Below are 12,258 nucleotides of genomic sequence, written 5' to 3' on the forward strand. Positions count from 1 at the left end.
CGCCCCGCGGCCGTGCCGCGGCCCGTAGGCTGGGAGACACGATCCGCTGCCCGAAGGGCCGGCCCCGCGTCGGCCAGGCGGCCACACGGGCAGCGCGCCACCGCGGTCGCCGGGAACCCGGAGGTCCCCCATGGAGGCCGTCACTGCCGTCCTCATCGTCCTCGCCGTCCTCGTCGTCGGCCTCATCGTGCTCGCCGTGCTGCTGTTCGGCGGCCTGCGCACCAGCATCTTCTTCACGGTGCACACGCAGGAGAGCGTCATCGTCGAGCGCTTCGGCAAGTTCAAAAAGGTCGCGCGGCCCGGCCTCAACACGAAGGTGCCGTTCATCGAGACGACGACCCGGCCCATCTCCCTGCGCGTCCAGCAGCTCGAGGTCAACATCGAGACGAAGACGAAGGACAACGTCTTCGTCATGGTCCCGGTGGCCGTCCAGTACGTCGTGGGCGAGGACAGCGTCGTCGACGCCTACTACCGGCTGGCCAACCCGGAGGAGCAGATCCGCTCGTACGTCTTCGACACGGTCCGCTCCTCGCTGTCGACCCTCACGCTCGACTCGGCGTTCGAGTCCAAGGACGACATCGCCTCGAGCGTCGAGCACCGGCTGTCCGAGTCGATGGCCCGCTACGGCTTCCGCATCGTCAACACGCTCGTCACGGACATCTCCCCGGACTCGCGCGTGCGCGACTCGATGAACTCGATCAACGCCGCCCAGCGCGACAGGGTCGCGGCGCAGGCGCTGGCCGAGGCGGACAAGATCAAGCGCGTCACCCAGGCCGAGGCGGAGGCCGAGTCCAAGCGCCTCCAGGGCGAGGGCGTGGCCGGCCAGCGCAAGGCCATCGCCACCGGCATCGCCGAGCAGTACGAGATGCTGCGCCGCGCCGGCATCGAGGACACGGCCGAGCAGCTGCTGCTCATGACCCAGTACTTCGACACGATGCAGGACGTGGCCCGCAACGGCCGCTCGAACGTCCTCTTCCTGCCCTCGAACCCCGGCACGCTGGGCGACCTGACCACCGAGATCCGCACCGCTCTGCTGTCGACGCAGGCCGCGCACAAGGGCGACGAGCAGAGCCGCGACGATGCCCGTGCCGCCCGCTCGCAGGTGAGTCGTGGCGGTTCCTCGCGGGCGGAGCGCCAGGCCGCCGAGCGGCGCGCGGCCCCCGACTACGGGGACATGCGGGGCGACGTGCCCGAGCAGCCCCACCGCGCCCCGGAGTTCTGAGCCCGCGCGTCGGCTGCGCCATGTGTGATACCCCTTAGAGGTCACTGGGAGGCAGCCGAGCGCGGGGCAGGCCGCGCTCGCCCACCCGGCCGATGGGGAAGAGGGACATGAGCGAGGACGCACCGACGACGAACCGGCAGCGCAGCGGTGGCCCCGATCGCCCGGCCGGCGGGCTCGACCGCTTCTTCCGCCTCACGGCCCGCGGCTCCACCGTGGGCCGTGAGCTGCGCGGCGGTCTCGCGACGTTCTTCGCGATGGCCTACATCGTCGTGCTCAACCCCATCATCATCGGCGCCGCCCCGGACTCCACCGGCCGGTTCCTGGGCGGCGGGGACGAGCCGAACCTCGCCGCGGTGGCCGCCGCGACGTCGCTGATCTCCGGCATCTTCACGATCGTCATGGGCCTGCTCGGCAACTTCCCGCTGGGCGTGTCCTCGGCGCTGGGCATGTCCGCGTTCGTCACCTACGGCGTCGTCGTCATCCCCGGCATGACGTGGGCCGATGCGATGGGCCTCGTCGTCATCGAGGGCATCATCCTCCTGCTGCTCGTCATCACGGGCTTCCGCCGCGCCATCTTCAACGCGGTCCCCGCCCAGCTCAAGAGCGCCATCAGCGTGGGCATCGGGCTCTTCATCGCGCTCATCGGCATGATCGACGCAGGCTTCATCCAGAAGGGCAGCGGCACCGGCCTGGAGCTCGGGCAGGGCGGCTTCATCACCGGCTGGCCCGTCCTTGTCTTCGTGCTGGGCATGCTCGCGGTCTTCGTGCTGTGGACGGCCAAGGTGCGCGGCGCGATCCTCTACTCGATCCTCGGCGCCACCGTCGTCGCGCTCATCATCGAGGCGGTCGCGAAGGTGGGCCCCAAGTCCTCCGGCGGCGAGGTGGTCAGCCCGAGCGGCTGGAGCCTCACGGTCCCCACGCTCGGGCAGGACTGGCTGGTGCCCCCGGACTTCTCGACGCTCGGCCAGTTCAACCTGCTCGGCTCGTTCCAGCACGTGGGCCTCATCGTCACCGTCCTCACCGTCTTCACGCTGCTGCTGACGAACTTCTTCGACCTCCTCGGCACCATGGTGGGCGTGGCCAACACGGGCGGACTCGTCGACGAGCGGGGCGATGTGCCGGGCTCCCAGCGCATCATGGTCGCCGATGCGCTCGGTGCGATCGGCGGCGGGATGGGCGCCACCTCGTCGAATTCGGCGTTCGTCGAATCCTCGGTGGGCGTGGGCGACGGGGCGCGCACCGGCCTGTCGAGCGTCATGGTGGGCGTGCTGTTCCTCGCGACCATCGTGCTCTCGCCGCTGGCCGGCGTCATCCCCAGCGAGGCGGCGGCGCCCACCCTCGTCCTCGTGGGCTTCCTCATGATGCAGCAGGTCACGCGGATCGACTGGACGGACCTCGAGCTCGCGATCCCCGCGTTCGTCACGATCGCCCTCATGCCGTTCTCCTACTCGATCACGAACGGGATCGGCGCGGGCTTCATCGTCTACGTCATCATCAAGGTGTGCCGCGGCAAGCTGCGCGAGGTCCACCCGCTCATGTACGTCACCGCCGCGCTGTTCGCCCTCTACTTCGTCTCCGGCCCGGTCCAGGCGCTCTTCGAGCACTGAGGGGCGCCCCCGCGCTTCGTGCCGCCCTCTGCCGGCCGAGGTGCCCTGAGCGTCCGGCTGTCCCCCGCGCGGCCGCGGCGGCGGCCTCAGCTGGGCCCCGGGGCCTCCGGATCGGCGGGCACGGGCAGCCGGCTCACCGGCACGAAGCCGGCGTACTTGGGCTCGAGGAGGTCGCCGGAACTCGTCCCGTGCAGCCGTCGGCTGACCCAGGGTCCCACGTGGGTGCGCATCCAGTGGGCCTCCTCGGTGACGGCCTGGCGCACCCGCCGCGCGGGCGCCGGCGGCATCCGGAAGCCGCGGCCGGCGGGCGTCGAGCCCTCGACGACGCCCAGTGCCGTGGCCGCCACCGTGGCGTGGCCGAGCGAGCTCAGGTGGATCCGGTCCTCGGCCCACATCTGCTTGGCGTAGAGCCGGCGCAGGCCCCACAGGTCGAGCATGAAGCAGTCGTGCCGGTGGGCGATCGTCCACAGGTGCGAGTTGTAGATGGCCACGCGCGGGCGCAGTGCGCGCAGCACCGGGGTGAACATCTGGGTGTCGTAGCCGTTGCCCAGCAGCACCTGGATGCCCTCCGCGCGCAGCGCGATGATCGCGCGCTCGAGCTGGGCGGCCAGGCCGTCGATGTCGGCACCGGGCCGGAGGCAGTCGTTGCCGCCGCCCACGAAGGACACAAGGTCCGGCTTGAGCTCGAGTGCCGCCGGCACCTGCTCCTCGATGATGCGCTCGAGGAGGCGCCCGCGCACCGCGAGGTTCGCGTACTCGAGTTCGGGACCGGCCACGGGGCTCGCGGCGAGCCCGAGCGCGAGGCGATCGGCCCAGCCCAGGAACCGGTTCGGCGCCCCGTCCGGCGAGGGATCCATGAGGCCCTCGGTGAAGGAGTCGCCCAGCGCGGCATAGCGGCGGATCGTGCCCAGCTCCCGGTCCGCGGCGACCGGTGCCTCGGGCGCCGCCGACGGCGAACCGCCGCCCGGTGCTCCGTGGGCCTGCTCGGACTGGGTGCCCGGCTGCTGTGCCTGCGTCATGTGTGCCGCTCCCTTCGCTGCCGCGGGCACCGCGCACGTCCGGCGCCCGCAGCGAGTCTACGACCGGGTGCGGACCCGGGCCGGCGGGCGGGCCGGGGCCGGTTCGCGCTCGGCAGCGCGGGACAGACCGCGCCGGGCGGTGCCGCAGGCCGCGCACGCTGAGCGGTGCGTGGGACTTTTCGGGCATTCGGTTGGCAGGCGGCCGGGCGGGGTGCGCGGGCCGGGAGCGACCCACTACCGTTGAACCATCGTCTCCCACCCGCCGGCACTCCTGGAGGAAGCGCGCATGTACACCTCGGCCCCCGTCCCGCAGGTTCGCACCACCGTTCTGGTCGGGGCCCGGGTGTATCCGATTGCCGATGCCGACGGTGCGCTGGTCGAGCCCATCGACGATGGCGCGGTGGTCCTGCGCGAAGGCCGGATCGCGCGGGTCGGGCCCCGCGCGGAGGTCCTCGCGGCCGTTGAGGCGGAGGAATCCCAGGGCCAGAGCCGCATCGTCGACGTCACCGGGTGCGCGCTCACCCCGGGCCTCTTCGAATCCCACGGCCACGTGGGCGTCCACGAGGACGGCGAGGGGCCCGCGGGCAACGACACGAACGAGTCCATCCGCCCCGACGGCTCGGCCCTGCGCGCCCTCGATGGGATCAACCCCGCCGACGTGGGCTTCGCCGACGCCCTGCGGGGCGGTGTGACGACGGCGCTCATCAAGCCGGGCTCGGCCAATCCGATCGGCGGGCGCACCGCTGCGCTCAAGACCTGGGGCCGCATCGCCGATGAGATGCTCATCAGCCAGGACCTCTCGGTGAAATCGGCGCTGGGGGAGAACCCCAAGCGCTTCTTCGGCGAGAAGGGCAAGGCCCCATCGAACCGCATGGGCGTGGCGCGCGAGATCCGCGAGGCCTTCACCGCCGCCCAGGACTACCGCGCCGCCAAGGAGCGCGCGGAGGCCGAGGGGAAGGCGTTCGACACGGACCTGGGCAAGGAGACGCTCGTCGCGGTGCTCGAGGGGCGCCTGGCCTGGGACCAGCACTGCCACCGCGCCGACGACATCGCCACCGCCGTCCGGCTCGCCGACGAGTTCGGCTACCGCCTCATCGTCAACCACGGCACGGAGGGCCACTTCATCGCGGACTTCCTCGCCGAGCGCGGCATCGACGTCATCGTCGGGCCCCTCATGACCAGCCGCAGCAAGGTGGAGCTGCGCGAGCGCACGCTGGCCACGCCGGCCGTGCTCGAGGCCGCGGGCGTGCGCTTCGCCCTCACCACCGACCACCCCGTCGTGCCCATCAACTTCCTCATCCACGAGGCCTCGCTGGCGGTCAAGGAGGGGCTCAGCCCCGCCGCCGCGCTGGCCTCGCTGACGGTGTGGCCGGCCCAGATGTTCGGGCTCGAGGACCGCATCGGCACGCTGGAGCCCGGTTCGGATGCCGACGTCGTCGTGTGGTCCGGCGACCCGCTCGCGCTGGATTCGCGCGCGCTGCGCGTCTTCGTCGACGGTCGGGAGGTCTACTCCCACGAGGCCGGCGCGCGGGAGGCGGCGGTCGCAGATCCCTTCGGCCCCACCCCCATCTGCGTGCCGTGACCCAGGGGCAGAACCGGCCAGGGGACCCGCCGCGCGGCGGCGTCGGCGGGGCTTGGAAGCACCGGCCCACCGCGCCCGCGGTGGACCCTGCCGCGGACGCGAGCACGAACGCGAGCGCCGACCGGGCCACGGACGAGCTGCCGGTGGTGCGGCCCGTCTTCCGGGGCGGGGCGGCCGAGGTCCAGCCCGCCGCAGGCCAGCCGGCCGCGGGCAGGGCCGCCGACCGGCGCGCCCCTGCCAAGCCCGCTTCGGCCAAGCCCGCAGCGACTGAGCCCGACGCTGAGCCCGCCTCGGCCGCGACCGCTGCGGCCACGACCAGCGCTCAGCCCGCCACCGCACCCCCTGGCGCCGCACACCCCGCGGCGCAGCCCGCGGTGCAGGAGCGCCAGACCGGGCAGACCGAGGCGCCTGCTCGGCCGGGGCAGGCGCCGCGCAGGCCCTCGCGCGCCAAGCGGCTGCTGGGCCTCAGCGAGCAGCAGCGCGGCCACGGCTCGGCCCGCCGCACCGCCGAGCGCATCGCCCGGCGCACGGTCGACCGCATCGTCGCGGACCCGGCGCCCACGACCGCCCCCATCCCGATCGTCGCCGTCCTCCAGGGCACCTCCTATCAGGCGCCGGTCGAGGCGGCGGCGAAGTCCGAGGCCGAGGCCCGGATGATCCTCGACCTCGCCGTCGACATCGGCGCGCTCATGCTGCGCGCCGGCAGCGGCAGCTCGGACGTGGAGATCGCCGTCGTCGCGACGTGCGCGGCCATGGGCCTGCCGGACGCGGAGGTCGACCTCACCTCCACCGCGCTCACGGTGCACTACTCGGATCCCGAGGGCCGGCTCTACACGGTCGTGCGCGTCAGCCGGGAGGAGTCGACGAACTACGCGAAGCTCGCCTCGATCCACCGCCTCGTCGCGGACATGGTCCAGGGCAAGCTGAGCTACGACGACGCCCGTGACCGCTTCGACGCGATCCGCCGGCAGCGCAGGCCCTACCCCGACTGGTTCTCGCAGCTGGCGTGGGGCGTCATGGTCGCCTCGTTCATCAACCTCATCGGCGGCTCCCTCGTCTCCTCGCTGCTGGGCTTCGCGATGGGCCTGCTGAATTCGTGGTTCGGCGCCCGGCTGGGGCGCACCGGCCTGCCCGGGTTCTTCATCACGACCGCGCAGGCCGCGTTCACCACGATCATCGCGATGCTCGCATGGACGCTCAACCTCGTCCACAGCCCGCAGTACGTCGTGGCCGGCGGCATCGTGCTGCTGCTGCCCACCCAGACGATCCTCTCCGCCGTGGACGATGCGCTCACGCAGTTTCCCCTCACCGCCGCCGCGCGCGCCGTGCGGGTCCTCATGACCATCGCGGGCATCGTCAGCGGGGTCGCGCTGGGCCTCAAGCTGGGCGGCCTGTTCAACCTCGAGAGCTTCGAGGTGGTGGTGCGCTCGAGCGGCGTCGAGGTCCTCACGACGATCGTGGCGCTCTTCGCCGCGCTCCTCGTGGGCATCGGCGGCGCGGTGGGCCTGCAGGTCAACCGCCGCTTCGTGCTGCCGGCCGCCGGCATCGGCCTCGTGGGCTTCGTCATCAACGTCGCGTGCACGCTCGGCGGCCTGGGCAACATCGTCACCTGCCTCCTCGCGGCCACTGCCGTGGGGTTCCTCGCCCGGCTCATTGGCGAGCGCGTCTCCGCGCCCACCGTGGCGCTCCTCATTCCCGGCATCTACCCGCTCCTGCAGGGCATGAGCGTCTTCACCGCCGTCTACCAGATGATCCAGGACGACGTCTCGCTGTCACTCGGGCTCTCCGCGCTCTTCGCGGCGATCACGGCGAACTCCGCGATCGCGGTCGGGGCGTCGCTCGGCGTCTTCCTCGCCCGCCCGCTGCGCCGCCGCCTGCGCAAGCGGGCCGCGGGCAGGGCCGGCGGCGCGGGCTCGGAGTCCGAGGGCGCCGCGGGCGCCGGGGGCACCGAGGCGCCGCGAGCCGAGGCGAGGAAGCGGCCAGAGGCTCCCGCGGACGGCCCCGGCGCGGCCACCGCCGCGCGCACCCCGGGCATCGGCGACCTCGCCGGCGCCGCCGAGGCCGCCTCGGGAGCGGAGCAGGCCGCCACAGGCGGGATCGCGGTCCCCGCGCAGGGCGCGCAGAGCCGCGCCGGCGCCGCCGGGGGACCGTCCACGGGCGGCACCCGCCAGGTGCCCGGCACCCCCGGCTAGCTCACGCGCGCGGCTGGTGCCCGCGCCCGCGCGGCACGCCGTGCTCATGCAGGCGCGCTGTGCTCCACCTGGGAACGGGGCGCTCGCCGAGGCGCACCGGGCTCGCCCGCGGGATCTGCGCCGGCCCTGGGGGTCTGTGCTTGCCGGGGGCACCGTGCCGTACCAGCGAGCCCCGTGTTCGCCGAGGGGCGCTGTGCTGAGCCTGGAAACGCTGCGCTCGCCGAGGGGCGCTGTGCGCAACCCAGGAACACGGTGTTCACCTACGGGCCCTGGGCTCACCCGCGGGAGCTGCACCGGCCTCGGAGGTCTGTGCTCAGGCGGGCGCTTCAGACTCCCGTGCGCGGGCGGGCAGGGACCAGTCGATCGCGGTGGCTCCCTGCGCGCGCAGCAGGTCGTTGGCGCGGCTGAAGGGCCGGGAGCCGAAGAATCCGCGCGAGGCCGACAGCGGCGAGGGGTGCGGCGACTCGATGACCGGGACGTCGCCCAGCCGCGGGCGCATGGCCTGCGCATCGCGTCCCCAGAGGATCGCCACGAGGGGCCCGCCGCGGTGGACGAGGGCCTCGATCGCCGCATCCGTCACGGCCTCCCAGCCCTTGCCGCGGTGCGAGGCCGGAGAGCCGGGCCTCACCGTGAGGCAGCGGTTGAGCAGCATGACGCCCTGCTGCTGCCAGGGGCGCAGGTCGCCGTGCTCGAGGGGCTGCGCTCCGACGTCGTCGTGGAGCTCGCGGTAGATGTTGGCCAGCGAGCGGGGCACCGGGCGCACGTCCGGGGCCACCGCGAACGACAGTCCGATCGGGTGCCCGGGCGTGGGGTAGGGGTCCTGGCCGACGATGAGCACGCGAACCCCGGACAGGGGCTCGGCGAACGCGCGGAACACCGCATCGCCGGCCGGAAGATAGCCCCGCCCGGCGCGCGTCTCCTCCCGCAGGAAGGCGCCCAGGGCCCGGATCTGCGGCTCCACCGGGGCAAGTGCCCGAGCCCAGTCCGGGGCCATGATCGAGTCGAGCGGCGGTGTGTCTGCCGGGGGTGCGCCGGCGGCCGGCGCCGCGGCGGCTGCCCTGCGCTCACCGGGCGGTTGGGCGGGGGCTGCGGGTTCGCTCATGCCTCCACCCTAGCCAGCCGGGCGGGGGGAGGAGCCGGGGTCCAGGGGCAGTGCGGCCGCTCGCCCACCCCGGCTCGTGGCTCGGGAAGGCGCAGGCGGGGCCACCGGTGCCGTGTGGCGCGGGTGGACGCGCGCCGGGAGGCGGCGATCCTCTGCAATGGGGTGTGCGGGCCGGGGCCGGGGGCGGGTGGGGGCGGTCGGTGCCCGCACACCGGCTGTGCGGCGTTCGCACCTCGGGCGCGCTGACGGTGCGGGGGCCGCGGCGATATGCTCGCAGGCAGCGCCGCTCAGTGCCGAGCGGCGAAGACGCCCGCGCTGCGGCGCCGCGCCCGTGCGCAGCCGAACAGAGAGGATGCACCATGACTGACTTCCCGGAGCCCAGGGACTGGAAGATGCTGATCGGCGGCGAATGGGTCGAGGCGGCCGACGGCTCGCGCCGCGACGTCATCACCCCCATCGACAGCAGCGTCGTCATCGCCACGGTTCCGGACGGGAAGGACGCGGACGCCGACCGTGCCGTCAAGGCCGCGCGCGAAGCGTTCCCCGCCTGGTCCCAGCGCCACTTCAAGGAGCGCCAGGCGCTCCTGTCGAAGTGCGCCGACGTGCTCGCCGAGCACTCCGAGGAGCTCGCCCAGCTCACCGCCCTCGACACCGGCAACGCGATCCGCACGCAGGCCCGCCCGGAGACGAACATCCTCGTCGACCTCTTCCGCTACATGGGCGGCGTGGCGGGCGAGGTCAAGGGCGACGTGCTGCCCACCGGCCCCGGCCAGCTGCACTACACGCGACGCGTGCCGCTGGGCGTGGTCGCGGGCATCCTGCCGTGGAACTCCCCGCTCATGATCGCGGCGTTCAAGACCCCGGCCGCGCTCGCCGCCGGCAACACGGTCGTGCTCAAGGCGGCGGAGGACGCCCCGCTCACCATCCTGCGGATGGGCGAGCTGCTCTCCGAGGTCCTGCCGGCCGGTGTGCTCAACGTCGTCGTCGGCACCGGCCGCACGATCGGCGAGGCCCTCGTCCAGCACCCGGACGTGGACAAGGTCTCGTTCACCGGCTCCACCGCCGTGGGTCGCCACGTCGCCGAGGCCGCGGGCGCGCGCCTGGCCCACTCCTCGATGGAGCTGGGCGGCAAGAGCCCCAACATCGTCTTCCCCGACGCGAAGATGAGCGATGTCATGGACCAGGTCATGCTCTCCACCCGGTTCGCCCGCCAGGGGCAGTCCTGCACGATGGGCTCGCGGCTCTTCGTCCACGCCGACATCTACGACGAGTTCGTCGCCAAGCTCGTGGCGGAGACGAAGAAGATGACGGTGGGCGATCCGCGCGAGGAGTCGACCGACATCGGCTGCGTCATCAACGAGAAGCAGTACAAGCAGATCGCCGACTACATCGAGCTTGGCAAGCAGCTCGACGGCGTCGAGGTCGCCTACGACGGCGCGGCCGACCTCACCGTGGGAGAGCCCGGCTTCTACCACGCGCCGGTCATCTTCTCGAAGGTGCCCAACGAGTCGAAGATCAGCCAGGAGGAGATCTTCGGCCCCGTCCTCGCGGTCATCCCGTTCACCTCCGAGGACGAGGTCGTGGCCATGGCCAACGACTCCGACTACGGGCTGGCGGCCTACGTGTTCACCCAGGACGTCGACCGGGCCCTGCGCATGGCCGACAAGATCGAGTCCGGCTGGGTGCAGGTCAACCAGGGCAGCGGCCAGGTGGTGGGCCAGTCCTACGGCGGCATGAAGACCTCCGGGTTCGGCCGCGAGGCCTCGCTCGAGGGCATGCTCGAGGGCTTCACCCAGATCAAGCAGATCAACATCCGCATCCGCCCCGAGGACTGACCGGCCAGGCGCCCCGGCCCCGGCCGGCCGCGCCCCGCCCTGACGCGGGCCCCGCCGATTCGCCTCGGCGGGGCCCGCGTGTGCGTGCAGGGCGGGTCGCGACTGGGGGAGCAGGTGAACGACATCGATGTAATCCGCCCGCTAGACTGGTGGCTGCGCCGCCGGCGGGGCGGTGCGGATATCCGTTGGGAGGACACGATGGCCGAGGCCGCACCCGCGCAGCAGCCGGACGGCGCGCCCGTCGCCGAGGGCGGGCTCAGCGAGCTCGAGGCCGCGGTGCTCGACTTCGAGCGGCGCTGGTACACGTACGGCGGTCCCAAGGACCACGCGATCCGCGAGCGCTTCGACATGACGGCCGCCGGATACTTCCAGGTCCTCAACTCCCTCCTCGACAGCGCTGCCGCGTATCAGCGCGATCCCATCCTCATCAAGCGGCTGCGCCGGATCCGCGACTCCCGCCAGCGCGGCCGCGCGCAATCGAGAATCGCGAGGTAGCCATGGCCGAATACCCCGAAGACGAATTCGACCGCGTCGAATCGACCGACCGCCGCGGCGCGCACCGCCGGTCAGGCGGCCCGCTGTCCCAGGGCGCCGCCGTGGCGCTCGTGAGCGTGCTCGCCCTCGTCGCGCTCCTCCTCGTCGTGGGGGTCGTGCGCATCGTCACCAGCTCCACCGCCGACCCGGAGGACCTCGTCTCCGGCGGCAGCTCGCAGCAGGCGGACGACGGGGCCTCGGACTCCGGGACCCAGGGGGCCGGAGACTCGACGCAGGGCGCCGGCGATGCGAGCGCACAGCCGACCGACGGGTCCACGGACGGCGCGGCAGTCGACAAGAGCGGGATCACGGTGGGCATCTACAACGCCTCCGGCAAGACAGGGCTCGCCAAGCGCTACCGCACCGCGCTCGAGGACGACGGCTGGAAGGTCGGCAAGAGCGGCAACTACTCGTACTCGGGCTCGACCTCGGTGGTCTTCTACGACACGGACGCGCACAAGCCCGCCGCCCAGGCGCTGGCGCAGAAGGCGGGGGCGAAGGACATCAAGCAGTCCTCGAAGTTCTCCGTCGACGTCGCTCTTGTCCTGTGCTCCGACCTCGCGGACAAGGACCCCAGCTAAACCGCGGTGCGGGCCTCGCTGCCGCCCCGCATCGGCGGGTCCCGCAGGCGCCGTTCGCCTGACGCGGCCGCGTCGCGAATTCATCGACAGATTCCGTGCGGAGCTTGGCTGAGAGTCGCCTGTCATGTGTATGATTGGCACCGGAGCGCATGCTTCAAGCTTGCTTGAGAGCATGGGCTCCGGTTTCAGAAAGTGCAGTGAAAAGTCATCGTGGCTCTCAGCTGTTCTCAATTCACACCGCCATGGAGGCACAGATGACGCAGGGAACCGTGAAGTGGTTCAACGCTGAAAAGGGCTACGGTTTCATCACCGTGGGCGACGGCGACCAGGACGTGTTCGTCCACCACACCCAGATCCAGATGGACGGCTACCGCGCCCTCGAAGAGGGCCAGGCAGTGGAGTTCGAAATCGGCCAGGGCGAGAAGGGCCCGCAGGCCGAGGCCGTCACCCCGCTCTGACGGCAGTCCGTCTCTTCCGAGACACAGCGCGCGGCCCCGCAAGGGCCCGCCGCACCGGCGATCGGCTGATCGCCCCGACGCCCGCCCCTCAGCGATGAGGGGCGGGCATCGTCGTTCCCGGGCCCG

Annotated in this window: 10 protein-coding genes; 8 read left to right on the forward strand and 2 right to left on the reverse strand. The window is 72.6% G+C overall.

What is annotated here, in order from left to right:
- The first annotated feature begins 130 nt into the window (after positions 1–130).
- Positions 131–1,222, forward strand: coding sequence for an SPFH domain-containing protein (locus BRM1_RS12430; RefSeq protein WP_160954074.1), 1,092 nt, complete (start codon positions 131–133; stop codon positions 1,220–1,222).
- A 107-nt stretch (positions 1,223–1,329) separates the two neighbouring features.
- Entirely contained in the window at positions 1,330–2,829 is a 1,500-nt protein-coding gene (locus tag BRM1_RS12435) for an NCS2 family permease (RefSeq protein ID WP_268526316.1), read from the forward strand.
- Positions 2,830–2,915: 86 nt separating this feature from the next.
- On the opposite strand, the gene BRM1_RS12440 is transcribed toward BRM1_RS12435, so the two are convergent.
- Positions 2,916–3,848 carry an SGNH/GDSL hydrolase family protein gene (locus BRM1_RS12440; protein WP_268526317.1) on the reverse strand — a complete coding sequence of 311 codons (933 nt, stop codon included), beginning with the start codon at positions 3,846–3,848 and terminating at the stop codon, positions 2,916–2,918.
- 286 nt (positions 3,849–4,134) lie between these two features.
- Between BRM1_RS12440 and BRM1_RS12445 the strand changes: the two genes are divergently transcribed.
- Together BRM1_RS12445 and BRM1_RS12450 are read left to right on the forward strand one after the other, a co-directional pair.
- Positions 4,135–5,430: an amidohydrolase gene (locus tag BRM1_RS12445; RefSeq protein WP_160954077.1), complete on the forward strand. Its 1,296-nt coding sequence runs from the start codon at positions 4,135–4,137 to the stop codon at positions 5,428–5,430.
- A complete protein-coding gene (locus BRM1_RS12450; protein ID WP_268526319.1) occupies positions 5,427–7,622 on the forward strand; it encodes a threonine/serine ThrE exporter family protein in 2,196 nt (731 codons plus the stop codon). The genes BRM1_RS12445 and BRM1_RS12450 overlap by 4 nt, the downstream gene beginning before the upstream one ends.
- 313 nt (positions 7,623–7,935) lie before the next feature.
- Here BRM1_RS12450 and BRM1_RS12455 read toward each other — a convergent pair whose 3' ends face one another.
- Positions 7,936–8,616, reverse strand: a complete 681-nt coding sequence (locus BRM1_RS12455; protein ID WP_268529851.1) for a uracil-DNA glycosylase — start codon at positions 8,614–8,616, stop codon at positions 7,936–7,938.
- 467 nt (positions 8,617–9,083) lie between these two features.
- Here BRM1_RS12455 and BRM1_RS12460 point away from each other — a divergent pair, with 467 nt between their 5' ends.
- From BRM1_RS12460 to BRM1_RS12475, 4 genes are all read left to right on the forward strand, one after another.
- Complete coding sequence (locus BRM1_RS12460) at positions 9,084–10,559, forward strand: aldehyde dehydrogenase family protein (RefSeq protein ID WP_160954117.1); 1,476 nt, start codon at positions 9,084–9,086, stop codon at positions 10,557–10,559.
- Between the two features lie 114 nt (positions 10,560–10,673).
- The gene (locus BRM1_RS12465) at positions 10,674–11,054 is read left to right on the forward strand and encodes a DUF3263 domain-containing protein (RefSeq protein ID WP_326957173.1); all 381 of its coding nucleotides are present in this window, start codon (positions 10,674–10,676) and stop codon (positions 11,052–11,054) included.
- 2 nt (positions 11,055–11,056) lie between these two features.
- Positions 11,057–11,674 (forward strand): LytR C-terminal domain-containing protein, encoded by a 618-nt coding sequence (locus tag BRM1_RS12470; protein WP_160954118.1) that lies wholly within the window; start codon positions 11,057–11,059, stop codon positions 11,672–11,674.
- 254 nt (positions 11,675–11,928) lie between these two features.
- On the forward strand, positions 11,929–12,132 hold the full coding sequence (locus BRM1_RS12475; protein WP_160954119.1) for a cold-shock protein: 204 nt from the start codon (positions 11,929–11,931) through the stop codon (positions 12,130–12,132).
- The last annotated feature ends 126 nt before the right edge of the window (positions 12,133–12,258 follow it).

Origin of the sequence: Brevibacterium sp. BRM-1, assembly GCF_026802075.1 — a bacterium.
Lineage (GTDB): Bacteria > Actinomycetota > Actinomycetes > Actinomycetales > Brevibacteriaceae > Brevibacterium > Brevibacterium rongguiense.